23 protein-coding genes and 1 tRNA gene are annotated in these 24,599 nt (G+C 42.3%); 4 read left to right on the plus strand and 20 right to left on the minus strand.

What is annotated here, in order from left to right:
- Positions 1-5: 5 nt before the first annotated feature.
- The 3 genes from ATL39_RS12680 to nei are packed head-to-tail and all read right to left on the minus strand — an operon-like array spanning position 6 to position 2,038.
- Entirely contained in the window at positions 6-575 is a 570-nt protein-coding gene (locus tag ATL39_RS12680; protein WP_120193727.1) for a GNAT family N-acetyltransferase, read from the minus strand.
- A gap of 17 nt (positions 576-592) precedes the next feature.
- The gene (locus tag ATL39_RS12685) at positions 593-1,201 is read right to left on the minus strand and encodes a histidine phosphatase family protein (RefSeq protein WP_120193728.1); all 609 of its coding nucleotides are present in this window, start codon (positions 1,199-1,201) and stop codon (positions 593-595) included.
- A 15-nt stretch (positions 1,202-1,216) separates the two neighbouring features.
- Positions 1,217-2,038 carry an endonuclease VIII gene (gene nei, locus ATL39_RS12690; RefSeq protein ID WP_120193729.1) on the minus strand — a complete coding sequence of 274 codons (822 nt, stop codon included), beginning with the start codon at positions 2,036-2,038 and terminating at the stop codon, positions 1,217-1,219.
- A 118-nt stretch (positions 2,039-2,156) separates the two neighbouring features.
- Here nei and ATL39_RS12695 point away from each other — a divergent pair, with 118 nt between their 5' ends.
- Positions 2,157-3,245, plus strand: coding sequence for an exonuclease domain-containing protein (locus ATL39_RS12695; RefSeq protein WP_120193730.1), 1,089 nt, complete (start codon positions 2,157-2,159; stop codon positions 3,243-3,245).
- A 47-nt stretch (positions 3,246-3,292) separates the two neighbouring features.
- On the opposite strand, the gene ATL39_RS12700 is transcribed toward ATL39_RS12695, so the two are convergent.
- The 14 genes from ATL39_RS12700 to ATL39_RS12765 form a co-directional block, all read right to left on the minus strand.
- On the minus strand, positions 3,293-3,946 hold the full coding sequence (locus ATL39_RS12700; RefSeq protein ID WP_120193731.1) for a 3'-5' exonuclease: 654 nt from the start codon (positions 3,944-3,946) through the stop codon (positions 3,293-3,295).
- A gap of 32 nt (positions 3,947-3,978) precedes the next feature.
- Positions 3,979-5,925 (minus strand): DUF294 nucleotidyltransferase-like domain-containing protein, encoded by a 1,947-nt coding sequence (locus tag ATL39_RS12705; protein ID WP_245960987.1) that lies wholly within the window; start codon positions 5,923-5,925, stop codon positions 3,979-3,981.
- Positions 5,900-7,561, minus strand: coding sequence for a sodium:solute symporter family protein (locus ATL39_RS12710; RefSeq protein ID WP_425453016.1), 1,662 nt, complete (start codon positions 7,559-7,561; stop codon positions 5,900-5,902). The genes ATL39_RS12705 and ATL39_RS12710 overlap by 26 nt, the downstream gene beginning before the upstream one ends.
- A 71-nt stretch (positions 7,562-7,632) precedes the next feature.
- Positions 7,633-7,935 carry a DUF4212 domain-containing protein gene (locus ATL39_RS12715; RefSeq protein ID WP_120193733.1) on the minus strand — a complete coding sequence of 101 codons (303 nt, stop codon included), beginning with the start codon at positions 7,933-7,935 and terminating at the stop codon, positions 7,633-7,635.
- 101 nt (positions 7,936-8,036) lie between these two features.
- Positions 8,037-8,303, minus strand: coding sequence for a hypothetical protein (locus ATL39_RS12720; RefSeq protein ID WP_120193734.1), 267 nt, complete (start codon positions 8,301-8,303; stop codon positions 8,037-8,039).
- Between the two features lie 24 nt (positions 8,304-8,327).
- Positions 8,328-8,510, minus strand: coding sequence for a hypothetical protein (locus ATL39_RS12725; protein ID WP_120193735.1), 183 nt, complete (start codon positions 8,508-8,510; stop codon positions 8,328-8,330).
- Positions 8,511-8,741: 231 nt separating this feature from the next.
- A complete protein-coding gene (gene motB, locus ATL39_RS12730) occupies positions 8,742-9,530 on the minus strand; it encodes a flagellar motor protein MotB (protein WP_120193736.1) in 789 nt (262 codons plus the stop codon).
- A gap of 1 nt (position 9,531) precedes the next feature.
- Positions 9,532-10,341 (minus strand): flagellar motor stator protein MotA, encoded by an 810-nt coding sequence (gene motA, locus ATL39_RS12735; protein WP_120193737.1) that lies wholly within the window; start codon positions 10,339-10,341, stop codon positions 9,532-9,534.
- Positions 10,342-10,425: 84 nt separating this feature from the next.
- Positions 10,426-10,623, minus strand: a complete 198-nt coding sequence (locus ATL39_RS12740) for a helix-turn-helix transcriptional regulator (protein ID WP_120193738.1) — start codon at positions 10,621-10,623, stop codon at positions 10,426-10,428.
- Between the two features lie 21 nt (positions 10,624-10,644).
- Positions 10,645-11,124, minus strand: a complete 480-nt coding sequence (locus tag ATL39_RS12745) for a DUF6773 family protein (RefSeq protein ID WP_120193739.1) — start codon at positions 11,122-11,124, stop codon at positions 10,645-10,647.
- Positions 11,125-11,236: 112 nt separating this feature from the next.
- Entirely contained in the window at positions 11,237-11,977 is a 741-nt protein-coding gene (locus ATL39_RS12750) for an SDR family oxidoreductase (RefSeq protein ID WP_425453003.1), read from the minus strand.
- A 120-nt stretch (positions 11,978-12,097) separates the two neighbouring features.
- Positions 12,098-13,582, minus strand: a complete 1,485-nt coding sequence (locus tag ATL39_RS12755) for an NAD(P)H-binding protein (RefSeq protein WP_120193740.1) — start codon at positions 13,580-13,582, stop codon at positions 12,098-12,100.
- Positions 13,583-13,665: 83 nt separating this feature from the next.
- Positions 13,666-15,111 (minus strand): DEAD/DEAH box helicase, encoded by a 1,446-nt coding sequence (locus ATL39_RS12760; RefSeq protein WP_120193741.1) that lies wholly within the window; start codon positions 15,109-15,111, stop codon positions 13,666-13,668.
- 147 nt (positions 15,112-15,258) lie between these two features.
- Entirely contained in the window at positions 15,259-15,507 is a 249-nt protein-coding gene (locus ATL39_RS12765; protein WP_120193742.1) for a hypothetical protein, read from the minus strand.
- A 197-nt stretch (positions 15,508-15,704) separates the two neighbouring features.
- Between ATL39_RS12765 and ATL39_RS12770 the strand changes: the two genes are divergently transcribed.
- From ATL39_RS12770 to ATL39_RS12780, 3 genes are all read left to right on the plus strand, one after another.
- Positions 15,705-17,267, plus strand: coding sequence for a BCCT family transporter (locus tag ATL39_RS12770; RefSeq protein WP_120193743.1), 1,563 nt, complete (start codon positions 15,705-15,707; stop codon positions 17,265-17,267).
- A 198-nt stretch (positions 17,268-17,465) separates the two neighbouring features.
- Positions 17,466-18,167 carry a C40 family peptidase gene (locus tag ATL39_RS12775; RefSeq protein WP_120193744.1) on the plus strand — a complete coding sequence of 234 codons (702 nt, stop codon included), beginning with the start codon at positions 17,466-17,468 and terminating at the stop codon, positions 18,165-18,167.
- Positions 18,168-18,336: 169 nt separating this feature from the next.
- Positions 18,337-19,512: a DUF4317 domain-containing protein gene (locus tag ATL39_RS12780; RefSeq protein ID WP_120193745.1), complete on the plus strand. Its 1,176-nt coding sequence runs from the start codon at positions 18,337-18,339 to the stop codon at positions 19,510-19,512.
- 335 nt (positions 19,513-19,847) lie between these two features.
- Here ATL39_RS12780 and ATL39_RS17450 read toward each other — a convergent pair.
- The 3 genes from ATL39_RS17450 to ATL39_RS12790 all read right to left on the minus strand — a co-directional run bounded on the left by ATL39_RS17450 (position 19,848) and on the right by ATL39_RS12790 (position 24,364).
- Positions 19,848-19,950 (minus strand) — tRNA-OTHER (locus ATL39_RS17450).
- Positions 19,951-19,972: 22 nt separating this feature from the next.
- Positions 19,973-20,755: a hypothetical protein gene (locus ATL39_RS12785; protein WP_120193746.1), complete on the minus strand. Its 783-nt coding sequence runs from the start codon at positions 20,753-20,755 to the stop codon at positions 19,973-19,975.
- A 1,317-nt stretch (positions 20,756-22,072) separates the two neighbouring features.
- Positions 22,073-24,364 carry a KAP family P-loop NTPase fold protein gene (locus tag ATL39_RS12790; protein WP_120193747.1) on the minus strand — a complete coding sequence of 764 codons (2,292 nt, stop codon included), beginning with the start codon at positions 24,362-24,364 and terminating at the stop codon, positions 22,073-22,075.
- Positions 24,365-24,599 lie beyond the last annotated feature (235 nt).

A 24,599-nucleotide genomic window follows, 5' to 3' on the forward strand; every position in this document is an offset into this window, starting at 1 on the left:
CTTATTTACCCCATTCTCCATTTAAGCTGCATCTTAATTTTCGGCCACTCTTCTGCAATAATACTATACATTACAGCATTTCGGATCCGGCCGTCATAGAGCTGACGCTCGTTTCTCAGTACTCCTTCTTTCACTGCCCCAAGTCGTTCCAATGCCCGCTGGGCGGGTACATTTTTTTCATCTGTGAGCACCTGTACCCGAATAGCATGGATTTCTTCAAACGCCTGCTGCAGGAGCAGGTATTTCGTTTCTGCGTTAATTCCGGTTCCCTGCAGGGAAGAAGTGAAATAAGTAGAGCCAAGTTCTAAGGTGCGACGGCTTTCCGAATAATTATACAGCCTGGTTGATCCTCTTATGCGTCCGGTTTTTCTTTCGATAACGGTGTAAGGAAAAGAAGTACCCTGCTCATATTCGCTGCAGGCTGCTTCAATAATGCTTTCCATATCCTTCACCGAGGAAAGATACCTCACCATATACGTCCAGTTCGATGCTTCCGTTGCAATCTGGTATAAATCCTCTGCATCATCCGGCGTCATAAGACGAAGCTGATAATGCCTGCCTGTTCGTTTTTCCATAAAGGGCTCCTCCTTATTTACTCAAAATGACTGACGTTTCCTTCATCTTTTACAACGATCTTTCCATTCTCTATTTCAACGTGGGTCAGGCTGCAGTTTGCCAGAGAAGGAGCTTCCCAAAAATACTCCAATGATTCCTGCTTTAAATAAGCCAGAAGGCATTTCAGCGTGCCGGAATGGCTTACGAGCAGAATCCGCCCTTCGTTGTGGGTGTCTACTATGCTTTCCCAGGCGGTAGCGGCTCTTTTCTGCAGGGCCGCAAACGTATCGCCTCCCGGCGCCTCAAATAAATGAGGTTCTGTAAAGAAAGTCGTCACTTTTGCTTCTTCTTCTTTTTGAATATCCGCTGCCCGCCGTCCATCCCAGCTGCCGTAATTGAGTTCCATCAGTCCCTCGTTTTTTCGTATGGAAGCCGCCGGAAGACCCGACACAATTTCGGCTGTTTTTACCGCCCGCTCTGTAGGGCTTGCATACACAGCATCAAGAGGAATTTCTTTTAAATGCCGCCCCAGCAGTTCTGCTTTTTCCGCTCCATCCTTTGTTAATGGAGAGTCTTTCCACCCCTGAACAATCCCCTGCGCATTCCATTCCGTCTGCGCATGACGCACTAAATAAACCGTCAGCATATTCTTTATCCCCTTTTATTCCGGCTGGCAGGTGGGACAAAAATAAAGCCGTCTCGATGCCGCCGAAATTTTTTGAATATCAGTGCCGTCGATGCGGCACTGTTCTCCGTCTCTGTTAAATACCCAGTGCCTCCGCTGGGCGTAGCTCTGTCCTCTCTTTTTTAAACGGGCGGCTGTTTCTTCATCTACCGTAATACCTCCGGTCTGATAAGAACGCTCAACCAGCGTGATCAAGGCCTGCGCTGCCTGCTCAAGTTCTTCGTCTGTACAGTCGGCCGGCCTTTTTCCCGGATGAATACCTGCTTCAAAGAGAATCTCACTGCGCAGGTAATTGCCGATACCTGCTACGAAAGACTGATCCAGCAGGAGAGAAGACCACTTTCGATTCACAAACCTCCGGCTCGTTATCCGCTCATACAGTTCTTCAGGAGACGTTTCCTGGTTTAAAATATCAGGGCCGATTTTCGCTAAAAATGGATAATCCTCCACTTCTTCATCCCGCAGCACTTCAATTTCAGAAGCGCTGTATAAAAGAGCGGACTTTTTTTCATTATGAATGGCCAGGCGGAGCTGGCGTTTTGTAACGGGATACTCATAAGCAGAACGAACATACCATTTTCCGTACAGTTGATTATGGGAGTATATCGTATAACCATTATCAAAACGGATCAGCATCGCTTTTCCTCTTGTTTCCACTTTGATGACGTTAGCCCGTGCAAATGAGGCTTCATATGATTGAAGATGTGGAAACGCAAAATACATCTCTGCTACCGGGCCTGCTTTAACAGCTTGTTCTACTTGATCTGCGGCTCTTCTTATTTCCGGTCCTTCAGGCATGTTTATCGCTGCCTTTCCTATTTATTATTTTACCCTTTTTCTTTCCTCCTGTATCATATATAAAAAGGTGTATTTTTTAAAAACTAAACACACATATCGTCAATAAAGGAGTACAGTCATGAGTGCTATTTTTAATATATTTAATAAATTAAACAAAAATATTGAAGCAAACCGTCCCACTTCTGCCCAGGAGGGGGATATGGAACGGACGATTGAACTTTGTGAACAGGGAATCATCCTGCTTCCCATGTACATGAATGAAGTGGAAGAACCACCCGGACAACTCTTATGCCGGGACGTGCTGCTCCGCTGTTATCTTACCACTGATCAATTTGAACTTGCACGCGAAGCTGCTGATTCTGTATTTAAAGCAGGCGCCTATACTTCCGAACAGCATGAAAAAGCAGCCCGCGGTATTGATGATATAGAATCCGCCCGCAACGCGCTTGCCGAAGTATTAATAAAAACCCCGGGCATTTCCATAGAAGAAGCAGAGCAGCAGGTATCGGGAACCGCTTCTGCTTCTCTTAAATGGTACCTGACCCACTCCCGCGTGCTTGAGAGAAAAACAGAAAACGGATTGACCCGCATTTGGCTGCCGGAACAGCTTATGGACCAATCGCATACAGACCCTTCTTTAGTAAAAGTAGCTATTGTCGATGTGGAAACGACCGGCATGTCCAAAGATGAGGATGAAGTTGTTGAGTTCGGTTTAATTGTCTGCCTCGTTAATAACAAAACCGGCGAAGTTGAAAAGGTACTTACCGAGCTGAATAACTTAAATGAACCAAGCTTTTCGATTCCGCCCGGCGTGACAAGAGTGCATGGTATTACTGATGAAGATGTTCGTGGAAAAAGTCTCGATCACCCTAAAATCGAGCTGCTGCTCGAACAGTCCGATTTGATTGTTGCTCACAATGCTTCATTTGACCGCGGTTTTGTAGCACGTTACTTTCCATTTGTGAAAAACAAGCCGTGGCACTGTTCAGTAAAAGGCGTTAACTGGAAACAATATGGATTTGCTTCCAAAAAACTCATCTCGCTCTGCCAGGCCCATGGACTTGCCCAGACGCAGTCCCACCGGGCGCTTGATGACGTAAAGCTCACTCTCGGCCTTCTTCAGCAGAAAAACCCTGAAGGCACGCCTTACTTTCTGGAACTGCTGGATAAAGAAATTCAATTTGCCGACAAAAAACGAGTATACTAAAAAAGCGGAAGGCCCCGGCCTTCCGCTTTTTACTGTCCATTTATTCATTAGTATCCGTTATCTTTTTTCGTAATTTCAATTAAATCACCCAGGGTCAGCTTTCCGCGGTCACCAATATGGTGAAGAAGTTCGACGAGCAGATGAGCGGTAGTCTGGGCATCTCCCAGCGCGCTGTGCCGTTCAAATATTTTGGAGCCGAATTGAATCGCATAGTGGGAAAGATCCCTCATGTCCCAGGAGGGATTTAAATACCCGATAACGTCAAGCGTATCGATATATGTCGGTTCGTCAAAAGTAAGCTTGTGCCGGCCGAGCTCCTTTTTCAGCACCATAATATCAAAATCAAGGTAATGGCCCACCCAGCCGCCGCTATCATACTGTTCAATAAACTGATAAAATGATTCAATTGCTTCCAGGGCGAGGGGTGCGCCTTCTACATCGGATGGCTTGATACCGGTCAGGGTCTGAATGGAAGCAGGAATGTCTCTTTCTGGATTTACGTAAGTTTGAAACGTATGGTCTGTGACCTCCAGCCCTTCCACCTGCACCGCTCCAATTTCAATCATCCGGTCTTTGCTTCCTACTGCAAATCCTGTCGTTTCAGTATCAAACACGGTGAAACCGAGCTCCTTTAACGGTGTATTTAAAGGCAGTTCATTATTCAACTGGTAGTGCAGGCTTTTTTTCTTCCAAAATATCATAAGACTCCCCTCCTTTTCATCCCCTGATACGATTAAGCCATCCCAAATGCGGCCACTGCTTTTGTCTGAAGAGAGCGTATCGCTTTTAATGCTTGTATCAGTGCTTCTTTATCTCTTGATTTCATTTGACGGAACGATACCTCACTTGAGTTTTCCTCTTCGAGCTTATATCGGCTCCATGACTGGGTGACTCTGATATGAAGCACCACTTCATAAGCATAAAGCAGCTCATCGGCAAACGGTTCATCCAGCACTCGTTTATCTTTCAGGTGCTCGATCATTTCTTCCGGTGTTTCTCCTAATATACCGTGTTCGGCTGAAAGAATCTGCAGGGAGTGGTGAAACGGAAACAACGCCTGCTTTTTTATATCCATGCCTTCTTTTTTCACACGGAACAATGCCCGAATCGGATGATCAAGTACTGGAACCGGTACATTCTTCTCAAGCTCAGCGGCACGCCGCAGAAATATCTTTGATTTTCCCAGCTGCCGGGATACCCCTGTTACAAACTCGTCTCTAACCTGTTCGCTCCCGTATATCCAGCGGAAGGCGAGAAAGTTCTGGCCGAGCAGAATATTTTCATTGGTCGCTCGAAGTCCCCAGGTCCGGATCCGGTCTTCCCAATGATCGATCGTTCCCCGCCAGCCTGGGGCGCTTGCCATCATGTTGCCGTCACAGCGTTTGTAGCCGGCCGTTTCCAGCCAATAAACAATTTGTTCGCCAAGTTTCTTAAAGTATGCATCGTTTGCTTGGCGGTCTTCTTCTTTTTCCGGCTCTTCATAAACTAGAAAATGATCCTGGTCCGTCATCATAAACTGTTCATGCCGGCCGCCGCTTCCCATCAGAAAGAACGCAAACCTGCAAGGCGGAGCACCCAGTTCCTCTTTCACTTCTTCGAGCGCAAGCTCCGTACAGTGCCGGATCAGGCGGTCATACAGATTAGTAACAACTTTCATGATGTGAAGAATAGGGATCCCGTCATCGATCAGGTGGCCGAGAACTTCATAAATGGCAAACTTCACTTCTGAGAGGCTTTCACTTGAAGATGCCTCAATTTCCCGCAGCACGTCAAACTTGCCCCGGTTCTGCTTTTTAAGCAGATCAGATAACGTAATCATGCCCACGACCTGGCTGTTGCTGTCTTCGTTTACGACGGGAAGATGCTTGATTCCATTCATTAAAAAACTCGACATCGCCTCATAGTAATAGGCCCGCCTGGAAATGGTAAATGGAGAGGAAGACATAATGTCTCCCGCGGTGCCTGTCTGCCTGTCTGCCGCTATTACACGCTGTACTAAATCCTTTTCCGTAATAATTCCCTGCAGGCGCTGTTTTTCGTTTACCACGACAATCGAGCTTGCCTGCTGGTCCACCATCTTCTCTGCCGTATGCTGAATGCTTTCTTTTTCCTCTACCATTAAAGGCGGCGCATTCATTACGTCCTGCACCCGCTGAATAAATGGATCGCTCTCTCCCCACTTCTGGGCAAGGTGAACCTGTTCAGCCAGGGAGGCATAAATATCCCTCAGCCTGACCGCTACATGACGCATGACAAAATCACGGACTTCTTCGCGGTGCCATACTTTCTCCATCACGTGATACGGGATGTACAGGCAGACAGACTCTTCAATCGCCCGCACCTCAACGGTATAATTGTTTTCCTCCGCTGCCGGTTCCCCCAGAAAATCAGCAAGACTTGATAACCCGATCACTTCTCCTTTTTCCAATACTTCCAGAACTTCCTGGGTTTTTTCTTTTGTTTTGGAAAAGCTTACATATACCTCTGTCAATCCTTCCAAAATCAGAAGCAGTCCGTCTCTCGGGCTCTGCGAGTATAATATCCGCTGGTTTTTAGAAAATGACTGCAGGCTGCATGCCTCCATTAATGCACCAAATTCAGCGGCTGGTGCGCCGCTGAATAAGGGATGGAGATGAACCTGCTCCAAATATTCTTTATTTGTCTTCTTCTGTTCCATCATTCATCCATACCTCACCGTTCTTATATGTCATTTGTTCCGGATAGCGGAGATCCACTACATCATCCTGCAGATGCTGAGCAGGTGCCGGGGTTAATAACGTCACGATAATACACGTCAGGAAGTTGACCGGTACGGCGATAATGCCGGCACCTGTATCCTGGATGCCCAGGAACGTAATACCGCCAAGAGCCAGGAATATATACGTAAGCGTCGTAGCAAGACCTACGAGCATTCCGGCTATTGCGCCCTGTTTGTTCATCCGTTTCCACCATACACCGAGGAACAGAACCGGGAAGAATGTTCCGCCGGCCAGTCCGAAGGCCCAGGCTACAATCTGTGTAATAACGCCGGGAGGATCGAGTGCAATAATGCCGGCTACAATCGTAGAAGCAACAATCGCAATCCGTCCTGCATTCAAGCGTTTTTTGTCTGTTGCTGTTGGATTCATCAGACGGTAATAAATATCATGGGCGAAAGAAGAGGAAATCGTAATAAGCAGGCCGCCCGCCGTTGAGAGGGCTGCGGCCATCGCACCAGCCGCTACAAGACCGATAACGAACATGCCCAGATTAGCAATTTCCGGAGTCGCCATAACTACCATGTCGTTTCCAACAGCGATTTCACTCCAATCCAGAATCCCATCTCCGTTGGTATCTGCAATTTCAAGCAGGCCGGTATCGACCCAGTTAGTCGTCCAGGAAGGAAGCTGGTCAATCGGCTGTCCGGCTACCTCTGTCATGAGGATAAAACGGGAAAATGCCGCATATGCCGGTGCTGAAAGATAAAGAAAACCAATGAACATCAGCGCCCATGCACCGCTCCAGCGGGCTGCTTTCATCGTTGTTACCGTATAAAAACGAACGATAACGTGAGGCAGCGCCGCGGTTCCAACCATTAACGTAAACATAAGAGCAATAAACTGACTGCGGTCGCTTTCAGAAAAGGGAGCAAAATATTCGGTGAATCCAAGCTCTCTGTCCAATGCGCCAATCTCATTAACCACGTTTCCATAAGTAAGCCATGGAAGCGGGTTTCCTGTAATCTGCAGGGACATAAAAACGATCGGCACGATGTAGGCAATAATAAGTATGAGATACTGTGCAACCTGGGTCCAGGTAACACCTTTCATGCCTCCAAGGGAAGCATAAACTGCAATAATAACAACCCCGATAATCGTTCCGTAGGCTGCCGGTATACTAAACAGCCGGCCGATAACTACGCCGGAACCGGAAAGCTGTCCGATAACGTAAGTAAAACTGATAATGATCGTTGCAATTGCTGAAATCAGCCGGGCAGTATTACTGTCAAACCGGTCCCCGATAAATTCCGGAACCGTGAATCTGCCGTATTTTCGAAGCTGCGGCGCCAGCAGGAAGGTAAGGAGAAGATAGCCGCCCGTCCAGCCCATAATATAGGCAAGTCCGTCATATCCAAGCGCCATCAGTGTTCCTGCCATACCAATGAATGAAGCGGCACTCATCCAGTCCCCGCCTATTGCCATCCCGTTCCAGAATGCCGGAATACCGCGGCTTGCTACGTAAAATTCAGATGTCTGTTTGGCTCTGTTAAAATATGCAATTGCAATATACAGGGCAAATGTAGCTAGTATCAGACCTAAAGATACGAATGTTTGCATTTCCAAGCTGGTGACCCCCCAGAATGTTTAGTTTGTCTGTAATGATTACTATGCTGCAGCGAATTGTTTTATTAATGATCGACCGTTTTGCCACCGCTGATCCGGACATTTTCATCGTTATCAATTCCGTATTTTTTGTCGACGCGGTCATTTAGAATAGCGTTCAGGAATAAAAGAAGAATAAAGACAATAACTGCTCCCTGGGAAGCCATGTAGTAGTGAAACTGTACGCCTAAAAATGTAAACTGTGAAAAGAATTCAGCAAAAAAGACGATGCCGAAAGACACAAGAAACCCGATAAATAAAAAGATCGCAATCATTGTCGTTCTTGTTTTAAAATAGGCATCTGCTACTTTTTTTTCTACTTTCTTCACTGGTAAACACCCGCCTCTATGAGTTAGTAGTTTTCTCTTCGACTTCTCTTGATGATCCTCCTTTCATTTGTAATCGCTTTCAAAAATAACTTCAGAATTCATTATGCACTGCGTGCGGCTCTTCCTGTTTCTTTCCTGCAGTCCATGCACATAATGACCGGAGGCTTTTTGGAAGCCAATATACTATTTAACACAATAACAGCTGGAATGAAAATAAAGAAAAAAGACGTCATCCACCATCCCAGAATCACTGCCATTATGACAGGAAGCGTTGACATAAAAAATACGTAGCGCCATTTCGACATGACTGCTGTTCGTTCACTGCTGCAATGAATACAGCGTTTGTTCTGTCCTGCTTGCTTAACCACATCCAGCCCTCTCCTTTGTACATGTTATTTCAGGCCGAAAATTAATTGAACCGTTTCCCAGAATGGCAGCGGTACTTTAGCTATTTCCATTACCATATACGTTCCTATCGCTAAAAATGGCATCAGCAGAAGTACCGGCTTTTTCATTTTCCACGCTAAAGCCAGACTTCCAAGCATAACTACCCAGAATAAAATAAGTGCAGCCATAAACTTCCCCCTCATTGAACACGCTCTCAAAATACAGACTGTTTAGTCTGATGAAAACAATCATACTGCTACTTTCTGTTTTTCACGCAGGGTGTTTTATGCGTTTTGTTATACTACACATTATTCCAAAAATATCACCTGCCCGCAACTCTTATTTTAAAAATTCTAAAATATTAAAAAACATCTGCTAAAAAAAAGAGCGCTGCCTCTTTTGGCTCCGCTCTATTTCTATTAAGGGGCTGCGTCTTCTGTTAATGGCAGCACGAGTATTTCCACTCTCCGGTTCTGTGCCCGTCCTTCGGCTGTATCATTGCTTGCTGCCGGTTTATGCTCGCCGTATCCTTTTGCACTGAAAATGGCAGGATCAAGATCCGGATTGTTCAGCAGCAGCTGCATAAAGTGCACCGCTCTTAGTACGCTTAGATCCCAGTTTGTTTCAAAATCGGCATTGGAGATAGGCACATTATCCGTATGCCCGCTGATAACGATATTACGGGGAGGACTTAAAACAAGCAGCTCCGAGATATCATCAGACAATGCTTCTGCTTCCTCTCTCACTTCATCTTCCCCGGAGTCAAAAAGAATATTATCTTCAATAGACAGCATCAGGCCATCATCTGAAATACTAGTATTTAATTCTTCTTCCAGACCTCTGTCCTGAATAAACTGATCAATTTTTTCCTTAATTCCCTGCAGTTCTTCCTGATCAGCAAGAGCCGCAGCTTCCTCTTCTTCATCCGTGGTTGAGCTTTCTGCTGTTTCCGACAGTTCTATACTCTCCTCACCCGCCAGCTCTTCCATTTCCGGCACCATCTCCGGCTGGTCCATAATACCGGTTCCTCCGTCAAACGCCGAATTAAAAGAATTGGAAATCTGTTCGAATTTTTTTGCGTCTACAGAGCTGGAGGCAAACAGTACAATAAAGAGAGCGAGCAGCAGGGTGAGAATGTCAGCATACGGAAGGAGCCAGTCCTCCCCCATATGCTCTTCATCATGATTCTTTTTCCTTCGCTTGGACATGCTACCCCTCTCTTCCTGCCGCCGGCTCTGCGTTTTGAATATCTTCCATTACCTTTTGGCGTTTCTTTGCCGGAATATACATCAGCAGCTTTTTTTCGATTACTTTCGGCGGCTGGCCTTCCAGCACCGAAAGAATACCTTCTATCATCACTTCTCTAATCTCTATTTCTTTTTTTGATTTACGTCTCAGCTTATTGGCAAATGGGTGCCATAACACATATCCGGTAAAAATACCGAGCAGGGTAGCAACAAAAGCCGCGCTGATCGCATATCCCAGCTTTTCTGTATCACTCATGTCGGCAAGGGCTGCAATTAATCCTACTACCGCTCCAAGAACACCAAGCGTTGGGGCGTATGTACCTGCCTGGGAAAATATGCTCGCCCCCACTTTATGGCGTTCTTCCATGGCTTCTACTTCTTCTGTCATTAAATCCCTGATAAAATCCGAGCTCTGCCCGTCAACTACCATACTTAGCCCGTTACGCAGAAATTCGTCTTCAATTTCATCGACTTCCGGTTCGAGCGCAAGCAGTCCTTCTCTTCTCGCCGTCTGAGCCCATTCTGAAAATTTTGGAATCAGCCCTTCAACGCTCAGAGCACCTTTATCGCTGAAGATAATTTTAAACAAATTGGGAATATTTTTGATTTCACTTGTTGGAAATCCAATAACAATCGTCGCGATCGTTCCAACGATTATAATCATGATGGCTGCCGGGTTCATAAGGGCTCCTAATTGGACGCCCTTCATTACCATACCGCCCAAAAGTGCTGAAAGTGCGAGTATTAATCCAATAATGGTTGTTTTATCCATGCCTTATTCATTCCTTTACTCTGACGTCTCTACCGTTAGTATCGGCAGATCCGTACTGGAAATGAAGGAAGATAAGGATTTTTTTCATTCATCCTGCCAAAAAAGCTCATCAAGGGTTTTCGACAGCACATGGCAGACAGCCAGGCACAGCTGCAGACTCGGATTGTATTTACCCGATTCCATCAATCCGATCGTCTGCCGGGAGACTCCTATTTTTTCTGCAAGCTCACCCTGGGATAAATCTTTTTCCGCTCGTGCTGCTTTCATTTTTAAATTTTTCATTCGTTCACCTTCCCCCGCATATTATTCCACATTCTTTGCTCTAGTAAAAATAAATGGAATAAAAGCCAGCAGAAGCATAACTGGAATATATATCATCAGGCTTCCTGCGAAAGTAAGAAAAAAATAATACACGCTCTGTGACGTTCCTTCTCCGTAGACAACGGCGCTTCTAATGCCAAAAAACAGAGACAGGCCGACTCCCCCGGCAACAGTATAAATAAAATGCTTTGCCGTCATCGGAATCCGGCTGCTGCGGTCATGTATCTCTTTTTCTGCGCTGAAAATACCGAACTGCCATCCTCTTATCGTATAATATATTCCTGTTCCAGCGAGAATCAGTAATTCTGCTACAGGCAGATTGAACGGCTCCGGGTTTACAGTTTCTTTATAAACAATTGAAAAAAAGCACAGCAGCACGACCAGTACATAAAGCTCTTTATAGATTTTATTTTTAGTCTGTTCAATCCATTCGTCTTTCACTTTTTGTTTAAACCAGCGCATGATAATGCCTCCTTTTTTCAATTATATAATATTTAATACATAATGCAATATATATATTACATTATGTACATAAAAAAGCACTCTTTCGAGTGCTGAGCCGTGCTTTATTTTTTTATTCGTGGGGCTTTGGCCGAACGAGCATTTCGTTAACTGCTACATGGTCAGGCTGTTCCAGAACGTACGTAATTGCATTCGCTACATCTTCAGGGTATAGAGACGGGCCGACAATATACGTATCCATCATGTTCAGCAGATCCTCATCTGTTAAGTGGTCGGTTAATTCTGTTGCTACCACTCCAGGGGAAATCGTCGTTGCTTTAATATTATCTTCCGGCTGCACTTCTTTACGAAGGCCGTCCATTACGACACGTACTGCTTTTTTCGTGGCAGAATATACTACGTTGGATGTCGCTGTTTCATGACCTTCCTCTGAAGAAATAGAGATAATATGGCCTTCTTTCTGCTTCAGCATTGGAGGCAGCGCGGCAGCGATACCGTATAAGACACCTTTTAGGTTAACATCAATCATGCTGTCCCATTCGCTGACCTTTGTTTTGCTCATATTGGAAGCAAGCGAGATGCCTGCATTATTAATCATTACATCAATGCGGCCGTAAGCCTGAACCGCTTCGTTTACAAGAGCTTCCACGTCTTCGCGCTTCGTTACATCCGTCGTTTTGTAGATGGCTGTGCCGCCTTCATGTTCGATCGTCTGCTTGAGCAGTTCCAGGCGTTCTTCCCTGCGGGCTCCCAGAACCACATAGGCTCCCTTCGCCGCAAGTTCTCTTGCCGCAGCTTCCCCGATTCCGCTGCTTGCTCCTGTAATAACAATAACTTTTCCTTCCATTGCCATATAGCGACACCCTCCCAATTTGGTAACTGTGTTCTTATTCTACCTTTAAAAGACTCTATTTTACAAATACAAGATTTAATACCCGCACCCCGGCATAGGCCAAAAGAAAAGCAAGAGCATTTACGCTCTTGCTTCGGATGAGGAAACAGTGGTTTCTTCTTTTTTATTCTCGCGCTTAATATAGCGCTCCAAATGCTTTTTGTAGCTGAACATGACCCATATATGCATTCTTGCCTGGGTGTACTGATAAACAAACCACGGCAGGGAAGGCATATAATCATGAATGGCTACGATGCATTCATTTGTTCCGGGAATGTGCCTGAATTCCAGACGGCCGCGATTACCGTCTTTTGTCTTCGCAAAAGCTCCGCCTGTAATATAATAAAGTGCTCTGTCTTTTGTGCTCCGCTCTTCGGAGAGCGATAAAATAAGAAGCGGTGTCTTTCCAAACTTTGGATAAAGCTCACAGCTGCTCGGGTCATCACATTTTGCCCGCAGAAACGGATTAAACAGTCCGGGAAGCCATTCTACATAATGCTGGGCCACCCACTGGGCTGTTTTCCCATCCGGCATTGGCACGCGCTGCACGGAACGGACATTGGCCTCGACTTCTGGCTTTTGCGGCTTGGGAGGATTGGATCCCTGCTGTTTGTTCTTTTCTTCCTGTTCTTTCATTTTCTGCTCTTCTTCGCGGATCGAGTTCAACGCAGCTTCTTTAAACGTAATCGTGCCGTTGCTGATCCCTTCCACGACCCGCTCCTTGCTTACTACCATAGGATGAACGAGACTTTCAATCAGCGGATACACCATTTCCTTCGGCGTCTGTGTTGTTAAGCTGACCCAGAGCCGGGATAGTTTCACGGTGAAAAAAGGCACATTATAAAACTTGCGCTCTTTATTGAGGACTTCCGCTGTCTGCTTCATCATAATTTTATAAGTGAGGACTTCCGGACCTCCCACATCAATGGCTTTTCCAAAGACAGACTCATTTCCCACGCTTTTATCAAGCGCATTTAATACATCCGGAAGCGCAATTGGCTGCGTTTTTGTATTCGTCCATTTAGGGAGAATCATGTAAGGCAGACGTTTAACCAGACGCTGCAGAATGGGGAAAGAAGACCCCTGCGGCCCAACAATAAGACCCGCGCGTATCGTCGTTACGGGAACACCGTAAGCGCTCAGCACCTTTTCTACTTCAAGCCGGCTCTTTAAATGTCTGGACAGCTGCTTTGCTTCCGGCATCAGGCCGCTCAAATAAACAATCTGCTTGACCCCGTTCTTCTTAGCAGCCTGGGCGAAGTTATCCGCCAGTATAATATCCATATCTTCAAACGTGCCTTGTGTAAGTTTAGCGGAAGGCATCATGGAGTGAACGAGATAAAAAGCATAATCGGCTCCTTTTAGTGCTTTTTCTGCATCGGCCATGGAAAACACGTCACAGGAACGCCATTCCACATGTTCTGTATTGTCGTATTTATCACCGTTACGCGATAGTGCGATAACATCGGCATGCTCGGTGAGCTTATTCATTAAATTTCTGCCAATGTAGCCGCTTGCTCCGGTTAAAGCAATTTTTGGACGCTTTGTCTGTTGAGTCTCAGCCATTACCATTCACTCCAGTATACTAAATTTTATTATGTTATTTATTCAGTACCCTTTTTTGGAGCAGAACTAACTCATGGCTGACGCTACTTCTTGGCGATGTGCACTTTCAGGTTCTTGCCTTTAATTGTTGTCTGACGGAGAGCCTCCAGAACCAGCATGCCTTTTCCGTTTAAAATATCTACATAGGAAGACTGCTCCTGAATGGAAATAATACCAATATCCTCAGCAGACACGCCTTCAATATTAGAAATAGTGCCGACAAAATCAACGGCACGGATTTTCTTTTTCTTTCCTCCATTGATATAGAGCTTCAGAATATCCTGATTCATCTGCTCCCCTTTACCGGCTTTTCGTTCAGGCTTCTGCTGCAGGCTCTTCTTGAAAGCAGGCAGGGCCCGGGTAACTTTCTGCTCAGAGGGTACCGCTCGTTTTTCAATAGAAAATCCGATATAGTCTTCAATAAACTTTATATAGCGTTCATCCCTCGGTCCTGCAATGGTTATGGCCGTACCGCTTCGTCCCGCCCGGCCGGTCCGCCCGGTCCGGTGTACGTAGCTTTCCTGTTCTTTTGGCACATCAAAGCTTATTACATGAGTAACGTTCTCTACATCAATTCCTCTTGCAGCTACATCGGTGGCTACCAGATAGCGGAAAAGACCCTTTTTAAAATCGTCCATCACGTCAAAGCGGTCTTCCTGAATCATACCGCCGTGCAGCTTATCGCACGGATAGCCTTTTTGCTTAATATAGGAAAATACACGCTCCACTTCAGCCTGAGTATTGCAGAAAATAACGCATGTTTCCGGATTTTCCACCACGGCCGCTTTGTGGAGCGTTTCCAGCTTTTTCTCCGGAATGCTGTCGAGCCGGTAATGAGTGATCGACTTAGCGGATTCGGGCTCCGGGGCTACTTCCAGATAATCCGGGTCGATCATATACTTACGTCCCAGTTTTTCAATATTTGCCGGCAGCGTAGCAGAAAAGAGCATCGTCTTTCTCTGTTTGGGCACCCGTTCGATAATCGATTCCACCTGCTCCAGAAAGCCCATATGGAGCATTTCATCCGCTTCATCAATAACGAGATATTTTACTTTTTCAAGAGACAGCGTGCCTTTTTCGATGTGGTCGAGCACGCGGCCGGGTGTACCGACTACCATATGTGATTTCTGTTTCAATTCATTTTTTTGTTTGGCAAAAGGCTGTTTGCCGTAAAGGGCTACCGCATTAATCCGCTTAAAGCGGCCGATATGAATAATATCATCTTTTACCTGCGCGGCCAGTTCACGAGTCGGGGTAAGCACAAGCACCTGCGGTTTGTTTTCCTCCCAGTCCACCAGCTCACAGAGGGGGATGCCGAATGCTGCTGTTTTCCCGCTTCCGGTCCTTGCTTTCACAATGACATCCTGCCCCTTCAAAGCTTTCGGAATCACTTTCTGCTGGACATTGGTCGGCTCCTTGTAGCCAAGCATATCAAGGGCCCGGAGGATGTCCTCCTGTAGTTCATACTGCGTAAATGAATTCATTTCCAACACAATCCTTTTTGTTTATAAATTTCGTTTGATCCTATCCTGCACTTAATCATACATGGTTCTATATACAATAGGGAAAAATTCAGCAAAAAAAGACAGGAGCGGCTCCTGCCTTTTTGTTTTATACAACCAGTTTAAATAGAGCGCTTATTCTTCCTCCTGCTCTTCTTCTTTATCAAGCCGGAACACGTTCTGGCCGTCTTCAATTACCGTGCTTCCATTTTCAAACTTTATGGTATCCGCCTGAGGTACCATCCGGTCTTTCGTTTCATACTGAATAGTGTAGGCCGGTTCTTCTCTGTCATAAAGAATGGTTACATCATAATTTATTTTATGCCCCTGGTCGCTTTTCGTTTCGTGACTTCCCTGAATGGAAGAAAAAATAATTTCTGCCATAGTATCCACTCCTTCTGCTTTTTATTTATGTTCCCTTTAAGCGCTTTTCTGAACCTTTCTATATTTTCTATTAAAAAAAGCATTATAAATGCATATTTTATTGCCGAGCAGGGTATAAGGTGAGGATGCACCTGTTCCAAATCAACTGGAAACAAACCGGGTCAGAATTAGTTAATAGTTAAAAGGGAGTGTATGATATGGAACCAAAAGTCGATCAGAAAAAAAGCAAACTGGCGTTGATCGATTACAAAATTTTTCTTCCCGCTCTGCTCGTTATTATTGCGATCAGCGTTCTTTTCGCAGCGAACGGGGACGCGGCTTTAAATGTATTAAATCCTGTATTTGATTCAATTGTTAATGTATTCAGCTGGGGGTATCTCTGGTATGCCGTTATTCTGGTAGCTGCCGGTCTTTATTTATCTTTTTCCAAATACGGCAAGGTCGTTCTTGGAGATCCGGGGGAAAAGCCCAGATTCTCACTATTTGAATATGCCTCTATCCTGATTGCTATGGGAGTCGGTTCTACATTAATGAGAACCGGCATGATCGAATGGGCCTCCGTCGCCAATGATCCGCCGGCCGGCGTAGAAGCGCAGTCTTCCGCCTCTCTTTTATGGGGGAACTCGTATGCTATGTTCATGTGGAGCTTTCAGGTATTTGCCATCTTCGTAATGATTGCTCCGGCGATGGCCTATGTGCTTCACGTGAGAAAACGGCCGCTGATGAGAATTTCTGAAGCATTCCGGAGTATTTTCGGTGATGCTTTTACGGACGGACCAAGAGGAAAGTTTTTGGATATTATCTTCTTAATCAGTATCCTTGCCGGCGCGGCCGTTACGCTCGGACTCGGTGCTCCAATTGTCACGTATAATTTCGCTGAACTGTTTAATATGGAAGTAACATTCGGCCTTACACTGGCTGTAACCATCATTTGGGTGTTTATGTTCTCTGTCAGCGCGTATGTCGGTATTGACAAAGGGATCAAACGATTAAGTACCTTTAATATGTACTTAGCAGGAGCTTTCGGTATTTTTATTTTGATCGCCGGACCCGGCGTATTCATTCTTAATTTTTTCACTGAAACGTTTGGCTTTCTCTTAAACAACTATGTAGGAATGAGCTTTATGACTGAATCGCTTGCCGATGGAAGTGCCAGCCACATTCAGACGAATACGGTATTCTGGTTTGCCTACAGCGCAACCTGGGCTATGCTCCACAGCGTATTTGCCGCAAAAATATCAAAAGGCCGTACGGTGAAAGAAATGATATTAACCTATCTGCTCGCACCTACCCTCTTATCATGGGTGGCTACCGGTATCCTCGGCGGACTCGGCGTGCACCGTTATATTAACGGAGACGTGAATGTACTGGAGATCGTAAACAACGGCGAGCCGATGGCAGCAATTCCGGCCATTTTATCATCTCTGCCGCTGCCCGCCCTCTCTCTTATCGTCTTTATGATTGTCGCAATGGTTTTCTTAACCACTACGCTCGACTCGACGACGTATACGATCGCAGCCTATACAAGCACAGAAGATATGAGCAAAAATGAACCATCTAAATTTCTACGGATTGTCGTGGCTGTCATTATTACGACGCTTGCGCTTGTTTTAATGAGAGCCGGCGGCCTGGCGCCACTTGAAGTGGTAGCCGGTTTAATGGGACTGCCGATTATTATCATTCAGTTTATGCTGATCTATGCAGCCATTAAAATGATGAATCAGGATGAAGCCTGGATTAACAATGTGCGGAAAAAATAGAAGCAGAAGCCTCCTTTTATGAAGGGGGCTTCTTTTTTTAAACAAATTATTTTTCGCTCATCCGCTTAACCTTTTCTATTTCCTGCCGATACTATAGGAGAAATGAAACATTTTATGGCACACTTTTATTTTTCTAAAAGCCCATCTGCTTTACTTACATAGCTTTAACTCCGATACATAACGAAAGGCAGGAATTCCATGATAAACAACATAGCTATGAACGGATTCTCCCTACCGCAGCCGGGAAATTCCGTTTCTTCCATGAAAATAGGCAGCCGCGGCAGTTTCGTCGAACAGCTTCAGCAGACGCTGACGGATCAGGGATTCAATCCGGCTTCCAACATTGACGGCATCTTCGGTTCCAAAACGCTTCAGGCAGTTCGTGAATATCAGCTCTCCAACAGTATTTCCAACCCAAACGGGAATTTCTATGGAGTGGCCGGTCCGCAGACGCTCGGTTCTTTAGGCCTTGCCGGATCTTCTGTCGTTGCTGGCGCTTCAACCACTGTACCGGCGCAGGCAGCCCAGGCCTCTACCCCATCTTCCGATGATGCGGACAGCCTGATTTCGTCAGCCAAGCGCCACATGGGAGTGCCTTATCTATGGGGAGGCACGACCAGAAAAGGCTTTGACTGCAGCGGCCTGATGCAAAGCGTCTTTGCCGAACACGGCAAGGATCTTCCCCGAACTGCCGCACAGATGTGGAAAGCGGGAACGAGCGTGGATAAACCGGAAAAAGGCGACCTTGTCTTTTTTGAAACAAGAACCGGGCCGTCGCACGTCGGTATTTATGCGGGCGATAATAAATTTGTTCATGCCGGTTCATCCACTGGAGTTACCGTAACGGACATGGACAACAGCTACTGGAAATCAAGGTACCTTGGAGCGAAAGAGATGTAATAAAGCGTTCGTAAAGAACCGGCGGGAGATAATCCTGATCGGTTCTTTTTTTATGTTTTTTTCAAAGCCCGGGCCGATATGCATATTCACAAACGCCCTCTCTCTATGTCAAAATGGTATACTGACAGAGTTTCCAAACGTAAATTACATCACCCGGGAGTGGACAGCTATGGATAAAAAAGATATTGCCGCAATTCGCCGGCAGCTCAAAGTAGACAATGATCTATTAAAGATTTCCGATATATTTAACGTGTACGTCATGAAAGAAACGACAGAAATTTACCATCAGCAGAGCCAGCCGTTTCACATGCTAGACAGCGACCAGCAGGAGCTGTTTATCGCCCATTTTAAAAAGCTGCTCGGCGGCCAGATGGATGAAAAGCTGTTCGACGTGAAATTCGACCGGGAAGCAGAAGATTCCAGCCAGCTGATTCTACATAAAGCACTTCTCAGCAGCAATGTAGAGGATTGGAAACAGGAAATGCTTGCGATCACAAATAAGATACTGACCGATCATCCGTATGAAAAAGATATTGTCATTTCGTTTATCCGTGCCGAATACATGAAACCAACCCGGCGGGAAAGCGGAGAAAATGAAGAAAATATCCGTGATACCGTTTATTCCAATCCTTTTATTATCTGCAGTATCAATAAAACCGAAGAGCCGAAAAAAGAAATTCATTTTGACTACATTGAAAAGGAATTCAAATACAAAATCGAAACCGATCCCGTCATCGATTTAAAGCATCCGATGGCTGGTTTCCTGTTTCCGTCTATTACCGACGGCGTCTCCGACGTAAATCATGTCCTCTATGCAGCCGGTAAAGCGCATGAGCCGGACTACCGCTTTATTGAGGAAGTACTGAACGGCCAGGATATTATGACCGCCCAGGAAGACAAAGCCGTGTTTGAAGAAGTGATCAAAGATGTCGTCGGCGACCAGCTTAATCCGTCCACTCTCGCTGCGGTGTATGAAGAAATCAACCGTGTGGTCGAGGAAAACGAAGAAGATACGGCGCCTATGCTCGACTATAAGGACGTCGGCCGCGTGCTCGCCCAGAGCGGCGAACAGGTCGAAGACGAGCAGATAAAATCCTCATTCGAGCGCTTCACGAACGAGGAATCCTATGAATTAAAAGCAACCAGCGTGATTCCAAAATACAAATCCAAGTCAATTAAGATTAATACGAAAGTCGCCAACATATCCATCAGCCCGCAGGACCTGCAGTTTGTAAAACAGGTAAATTACAAGGGCAAACGCTGCATTATGATTGAGATCGAAGAAGACGCCGAAATCGAAGGCTTTAAAATGCTGCCGGAAGCATTTGGGGAAGATGAATTGTAAATAAAAAAAGAAGAGGCCCCGGAGGCTTCTTCTTTTTGTTTGGACAGATTCTTTATTAGGACGGCGTCTTTCCGCAGGCCATGCCTCAGCTAAAAGAAAAGAACATTCTTTTATCTTCACCGATGGCTGTTCTGCTGGAGTACGCCGTCTTATTTATAAACGCGACTGTTTAGTGATTACATCACTTAAAACTTCTTTTAAGGAATTTCTCAATTTGACCATATTATTCGTCATGAAACGGATCATTTCATCCCAGTCTTCTTTACCCACTTCTAAAACTATTGTTGTTATTTCACACTGCTGAAATATCTATAAGAACCCATAAAAATTTTTAATGGTATCCGGCTGTGGAGTCGAACCACAGGCTCCCCCTTCATTGAATCACGATATGATCATGAACCAATGGAGGGGGGTGCTTTACCACTAAGCGAACCGGATAAAATATATTATAGTTGCTATACTAGAAGTTAGCAAGTTTTATTATTATTTCCGCTGTTTCTTTTTGTATCCCATACTTAGATTTTAATTCTGTTATTAATGCATTATGTTTTCTATTTGAGTTATTTTCATAACAAGAAAAATTTTTCTCATTTATCAAATTAACAACTTCATCTATATTTGGTTTACTTAACTCACAAAGTTTAAATGCCATTTCCTTTGCCGCTCTGGAGTATAAAATGAAATCATCGAAATTTATGCTTTTAAATTTATTCGGGGCATTAAGTTTACTATATTCGTTTTTTCTTATCTTCATAGAAGAAACTTTATTATGCTCGAGATCTAACTTATTTAATCTTTTTTCGTCTTTATTATGTAATGCTGAATTTCTAATATTTCTATAGTAATCGCAAATTTTATAATTTAGATCATTATCTATAATGTATGAAGAGTCTACACTCTTAAAAGCTATTTTTAATTTAGGATTTTTTTCTAAATTCAGCCATGGAACTTTCTTTATTATTTCATATTCTTTCTGAAAATCTACTAAAAATTCCTCAAAACATTGAGAAACTTGAGCAATATAATTTTTAGCAATAATTGAATTAAAATCCTCTGGTATTTTTGGAAAATCCACTCTGATTTTATGCTTTTTTGATTTACACGCTAAGAATTTACTGAAATCACCAGAACTATTAGCTTGATCAGCAAACTCTCTTATAGCTACTTCATTCATTTCAATTACAGAATCAAAATAACCTAATTTTTTAACAAAAACACTGTAACTTTTATAAGTGAATTTCATATATTTTTACTCCTTTTTTAAATACATTTTTCTGATTATTAAAAAAATAGATAAGACAATTCACATAGAGTTAGTTAACTTTTTCTATTTAGTCAAGCTACACATTCCACATGTGTAGAGTGCTGAGTGTAGATATAAATTAATAAATAGATGTAGCATTGTTCAACCTATAATATTAGATTACACAGTCTAACCGAAATTGAAACAAGGGGTGTTTTGTATACAAATTAACTCCCACTTGTCAAAATGGATAGGTTGATAGAATTATAACAATTTCAAAATCAAAAAGTTGATTCAATAGGATTTAGTTTTTGTTATGTAGGATCTAATCAAAGAAAATCGTTGACAGTATGATTAAGTTTGCCGCCAACCTGCCACCACAACTCCCCTCTTCAAGTGAAAATTTGCGGTGCGTATTTTCCTATAGTTTTTCTCTTTTCGCCCACTATCATAAAACACAACTATAAACAAACACAAGTTACTTTTGCAAGAACTCAAAGCCCTTGTTATATCGGATAAAAAATTATATTACCAAATTATTTTACATATCTACCTCTCAAAGTAAATTATTGGAATAAACTCTTATTAAAAGGGTATTAACACTAGTTTATATATTAAAATATGAAATATATATTTTGTTATTTACTATATCAGAATTTTTTTAGTAGAAAGCTTTTTAAGTTATAAATATTAATAGCACTCATTTCGAGTGTCTTTTTTTTGCTTAGATGGAAACTCTCCCTTTATTTGTATAAAGTATTATTATATTTCATGTTATAAATTTTTTCTTTTTCATTATAGATTGAGACCAAGTCACTGACCAGACCAGCATTTATAAATAATCATACTTTGTAGCTTCATTTATGTATTCTTGTTCATCTCATGGAGTTATTGTTCTTTTCCCCAAAATATTATTCAAAATCATCACTTTGCTTTTGTAAAACTATCCTACAACATACCCTAACAAAAAAAGCTAAAATTAAAGCACTCGTTAGATCAATAAGGAAGAGCTACTAACATTTTCAATTAATAGAAGTATATTAATGAAAGTCCTACTTTTTATTTTTTCAAATGACAAGGTGAATTTGTTACTAATACATTTCTCGATAAAGTAAGGAAGTACAAATCAGTAAACTTGATTGATTGTAAAGAATATTATACCAGCCTTTTTATAGAAATAAATTGTGGAATAACAACCGTTACCTGGTATTTTCATTTAGTGGGAGAGCTTTGGACTAGTCAGATAAAAAACCTGCCCCTCTAAGCTCCCCATCTATATCAATCATTATTGAAATCAAGATAAATCCAATACAATTTTTAAAAATCATACTCATCTCTTTTATCATAATTCTCTAAGAATAAATCAATGAACTCTTTATACTCCTTATATAGAATTTGATTGTTTGTTTTAATCTCAATCAACCTTAATTTTATAGCGTCAATATCAGGTACAAAATCTTTTAAACTTTTATAATTAAAGGAAACATTTTTGCGGGAGACATAGTCGCCAACAGATGAAATAAAAGATGTACTTCTAAATGACTTCAAAAATGTTAACATTGATTTTTCATCGGATATTAACTCCTCGATAAAGCTCTTAAAATCTTCATTGCTTCCCCACTCTTTCCAACGATATAAGATGTAAAGTAGGTTATTACTTTCTAAGAGGGAATGATTTTGTGCCCTCTTTTTTATTTTATCAATGCAAAGTTGTTGTAATCTTAACAAATGTTCATCCTTAACTAATGAAATACTACTTTCAGTATCATCTTTAAGAGGAGATATAATCGAGATTTTTTTGACTACTCCATAAAGTGACGTTGAATGTAAAATAGCTTCATGAAGAAGATTAAAATTATCTTCTTGATTATTTTCTCTTTTTAGTAATTGATAAATAATTCTCATAACATCCACATCTGCTCCAAAATCTGTCATTCCTTCAGGTTCAGATGGTAATGAATCCGTTATATTAAGAAGCGGAATAATTATATTTTGAAAATACATATTAGGAAATTTATTATTATCACTAGTATAATCCTGAAATATCTGTAATAGTTTTCTTATTTTTTTATTTTGAACAAACTCATTTAATTTAGATTCAAAATCATATTTATTATTTATTTTCTGTAAAGTAGTTTCTAACTCAAACTGGCTTATTTCTTTACTAGAACCCTTTGGAAGGTACACGAAATAGCTATCAAAATGAGTTGGTGAACAAACTCTCAGGTCTCTTGACCAATTTGATATCCATTCAGATCCATATGAAGAGTAACCCTTGTCAATTACATTCCCTATTTGTGGGAATAGTTGCTTTAATAGTTCCGTAACACACTGTTCATACTCACCTGTTAAGTTTGAAATAGCGTTCTTTATTTTTTTTTGTCTTTGATCATTATTTTGAGGATCAGTTGGATTTCTTGTAGCTGTAAATAGTTCCTTATTTTGTCTCATGAAGTTGTGAAAATCTGGTCTAAATACTTTTAATGTTTCTATTGCAATAAAATCAATAGGATTTACTTCCATAACACTATCTTTGTACATTTGTGAGATATTAAACTCTAAACTACTCGCAAATCGTTTAACATGTCTAAGATTTTTGAAAAAATACTTTATTCCTGACTGAAACACATTTCCCCAATAAATAGAGTCTGTAGAGAAATATTTCAATACAGATTCCGGAAGTCTAGAAAGTATTCGATCCAACTGCTCAAATAGATATTTATGAATATTCTCTGCTTGTGCCTCAGGCACATCAAACGAAACCTGAACAATTTTCTCCATATACTTTGCACCTGATACTCCTAAGGATACATCAAGATTTTTTTGAACAACTTCTTTCTCGAAAGACAATAAATATATTGTATTCGGAAAATCTGCATTTATTTTAATCAAACGAAAAATCTCTTTTGTTTCCTCATAAGTTAACCTATCAATATCATCAATAATAATTACCAACTTCTTATTTCTTTCTAATAATTCATTTGTTATTTCTGCTTTATAATCAATTGCAGTTTTCTCTCTTATTTTAGATCTTGTACCAAAGAAATTAGATAACCTGGTTAATGCACCTCTAGTCAATTGCCCTAAGATTAATACAGCACCACTAATAAATAAAATATTCTTTAATACCTCATTTGTCACACCTATCCATTCTGCTATTGAGCTTAAAGAAATACCAGCTAGACCAATTCCAATAATTAATTTATCATAAGTTGCTTTGAAAACAGTTTTATCCGGTACCATATTTAGTAGATTAGAATAAAGTTTTAATTTATCGGCAATTTCTTTGTCTTTAATTGCTTGATTTTGAATTGCTAGCTCTTTAGATAATTCATCAAAAAAATTAGAGGTTAGATTACTTAAGTCTGAATAAATCCAAGGATTGTAACTAATAATAGTTGGCTTCTCCACTTCAATATCATTTTCAATATGATCCAATGCCATATTAATGATTGAGGACTTCCCGATCCCCCATTCTCCATTAAGCGCGATTACTAAACTTTCACTTTCCTTCCATTCGCTAATTGCTTTTCCCAAGTGCTTTGCAAAATCTTTTCTCTCTAGTAAATCATCTTTTCCAGTTTTAACTGGATTATCGCCAAGGAACATTTAATCAAACCTTCCATTTTATTAATTCATCGATTATTTAAGATATTAAACTTCAACAAGTTTCGACTACTTGCTTTATTTTATATTTCCTAAAGTTAGGTATCATTAAAAAACCATGCTCAATAGAGATTTCTTAATTTCTCTCCGAGATAATAGCACAGTAATGAAACATTTGTCAGATGCTTGGTATCTATGTTTAAAAGTATGCACAGGGGTACCAAAGAAACAGTGAACG

The organism is Sinobaca qinghaiensis, assembly GCF_003610495.1.
In the GTDB taxonomy this organism is placed as follows: Bacteria; Bacillota; Bacilli; order Bacillales; family Marinococcaceae; genus Sinobaca; species Sinobaca qinghaiensis.

Excerpts from the sequence above, each read along its gene's own strand:
- ATL39_RS12770 (WP_120193743.1), top strand. The coding sequence starts at position 15,705 with ATGGAACCAAAAGTCGATCAGAAAAAAAGCAAACTGGCGTTGATCGAT.
- ATL39_RS12785 (WP_120193746.1), bottom strand. The coding sequence starts at position 20,755 with ATGAAATTCACTTATAAAAGTTACAGTGTTTTTGTTAAAAAATTAGGT.
- nei (WP_120193729.1), bottom strand. The coding sequence starts at position 2,038 with ATGCCTGAAGGACCGGAAATAAGAAGAGCCGCAGATCAAGTAGAACAA.
- ATL39_RS12790 (WP_120193747.1), bottom strand. The coding sequence starts at position 24,364 with ATGTTCCTTGGCGATAATCCAGTTAAAACTGGAAAAGATGATTTACTA.
- motB (WP_120193736.1), bottom strand. The coding sequence starts at position 9,530 with ATGTCCAAGCGAAGGAAAAAGAATCATGATGAAGAGCATATGGGGGAG.
- motA (WP_120193737.1), bottom strand. The coding sequence starts at position 10,341 with ATGGATAAAACAACCATTATTGGATTAATACTCGCACTTTCAGCACTT.
- ATL39_RS12755 (WP_120193740.1), bottom strand. The coding sequence starts at position 13,582 with ATGGCTGAGACTCAACAGACAAAGCGTCCAAAAATTGCTTTAACCGGA.
- ATL39_RS12695 (WP_120193730.1), top strand. The coding sequence starts at position 2,157 with ATGAGTGCTATTTTTAATATATTTAATAAATTAAACAAAAATATTGAA.
- ATL39_RS12740 (WP_120193738.1), bottom strand. The coding sequence starts at position 10,623 with ATGAAAAATTTAAAAATGAAAGCAGCACGAGCGGAAAAAGATTTATCC.
- ATL39_RS12725 (WP_120193735.1), bottom strand. The coding sequence starts at position 8,510 with ATGGCTGCACTTATTTTATTCTGGGTAGTTATGCTTGGAAGTCTGGCT.
- ATL39_RS12775 (WP_120193744.1), top strand. The coding sequence starts at position 17,466 with ATGATAAACAACATAGCTATGAACGGATTCTCCCTACCGCAGCCGGGA.
- ATL39_RS12710 (WP_425453016.1), bottom strand. The coding sequence starts at position 7,561 with ATGCAAACATTCGTATCTTTAGGTCTGATACTAGCTACATTTGCCCTG.
- ATL39_RS12765 (WP_120193742.1), bottom strand. The coding sequence starts at position 15,507 with ATGGCAGAAATTATTTTTTCTTCCATTCAGGGAAGTCACGAAACGAAA.
- ATL39_RS12680 (WP_120193727.1), bottom strand. The coding sequence starts at position 575 with ATGGAAAAACGAACAGGCAGGCATTATCAGCTTCGTCTTATGACGCCG.
- ATL39_RS12780 (WP_120193745.1), top strand. The coding sequence starts at position 18,337 with ATGGATAAAAAAGATATTGCCGCAATTCGCCGGCAGCTCAAAGTAGAC.
- ATL39_RS12700 (WP_120193731.1), bottom strand. The coding sequence starts at position 3,946 with ATGATATTTTGGAAGAAAAAAAGCCTGCACTACCAGTTGAATAATGAA.
- ATL39_RS12685 (WP_120193728.1), bottom strand. The coding sequence starts at position 1,201 with ATGCTGACGGTTTATTTAGTGCGTCATGCGCAGACGGAATGGAATGCG.
- ATL39_RS12745 (WP_120193739.1), bottom strand. The coding sequence starts at position 11,124 with ATGCGCTGGTTTAAACAAAAAGTGAAAGACGAATGGATTGAACAGACT.
- ATL39_RS12705 (WP_245960987.1), bottom strand. The coding sequence starts at position 5,925 with ATGATGGAACAGAAGAAGACAAATAAAGAATATTTGGAGCAGGTTCAT.
- ATL39_RS12750 (WP_425453003.1), bottom strand. The coding sequence starts at position 11,977 with ATGGCAATGGAAGGAAAAGTTATTGTTATTACAGGAGCAAGCAGCGGA.